Raw genomic sequence first — 1,517 nt, 5'->3', positions numbered from 1 at the left:
AAAAGTCGACAGTGAAAAAACACGCGCTTTGGTGAGCAATATTGCCAAAATAGATGTCACGGTGACGCATACCGAGACAGAAGCGCTGATTCTTGAACACAATTACATCAAGCAGTATTTACCGAAATACAACGTACTTCTGCGTGATGATAAATCGTACCCTTATATATTCATTAGCGGTCATAAACATCCGAGATTGTCGATGCACCGTGGGGCCAAGAAGCGTAAAGGCGAGTATTTTGGTCCTTACCCTGACTCAGGGGCGGTACGAGAAACGCTGCACTTGCTGCAAAAAATATTTCCTGTTAGACAGTGTGAAGATACCGTTTACTCCAATCGAACGCGCCCTTGCTTGATGTATCAAATTGGTCGCTGCGCTGGCCCGTGTGTTAGCTCGATTATCTCAGATGAAGAGTATGCTGAGCTGGTGGGTTTTGTTCGTCTATTTCTGCAAGGTAAAGATCAGCAAGTACTGAAGCAGTTGATAGAGAAAATGGAGGTTGCTAGTCAGCAACTTCGGTTTGAAGACGCGGCAAAGTTTCGTGATCAGATACAAGCGATAAGACGAGTCCAAGAACAGCAATATGTATCGGAAGACAGCATGGACGATATGGATGTGCTGGGTTTTGCGCAAGAGAACGGCATTGCTTGCATCCACATATTGATGATTCGTCAGGGTAAAGTGTTAGGCAGTCGCAGTCATTTCCCTAAGATTCCTCAAAACACGAGCCAACAAGAGGTATTCGATAGCTTTTTGACTCAGTATTACCTGAGCCACAATGAGGCGCGAACAATCCCATCTCGAATAATACTGAACCAAGAGTTGGCCGACGATCTCGAACCCATTCAAAAAGCACTGAGTGAAGTCGCAGGGCGTAAGGTTCATTTCCATACTTCTCCGACTGGTGCGAGAGGGAGATATCTTAAGCTGTCTAATACCAATGCACTTACTGCCATCACGACAAAAATCAACCATAAGATGACGATCAACCAACGTTTCAAAGCACTTCGCGAGACGCTGGGAATGGAGTCTATTATGAGGATGGAGTGTTTTGATATTTCCCATACGATGGGCGAGAGCACTATCGCATCATGTGTGGTCTTCAACAACGAAGGTCCGGTAAAGCAAGAATACCGACGCTATAACATTACTGGAATCACGGGTGGCGATGATTATGCAGCGATGGGGCAGGCGTTAGAGCGGCGCTACTCAAAGCAGTTGGACGTAGAAAAAATCCCTGACATCATCTTTATTGATGGTGGTAAAGGTCAGTTAAATCGTGCGCATGAAATCATCGCCCAGTATTGGGGAGATTGGCCTAAGCGACCAATCATGATTGGTATTGCCAAAGGTGTAACACGTAAACCTGGCCTTGAAACCTTAATTATGGTTGATGGCGAAGAGTTCAACTTACCTAGTGACGCTCCAGCGCTACACTTGATTCAACATATTCGCGATGAGAGTCATAATCATGCGATTGCGGGTCACAGAGCGAAACGTGGTAAAACTCGACGTA

The 1,517-nt window shown here is 45.6% G+C and carries 1 protein-coding gene; it reads left to right on the top strand.

Annotation, left to right across the window (positions count from 1 at the left end):
- Positions 1 to 1,517 (top strand): excinuclease ABC subunit UvrC (gene uvrC / locus R8269_RS24160; protein WP_318222768.1); only part of this gene is annotated, 1,517 nt, incomplete at both ends.

The organism is Vibrio sp. Vb0667 (assembly GCF_033391095.1).
Note: the sequence above shows the minus strand (reverse complement) of the source record. Positions and strands in the feature narration are given on the sequence as shown.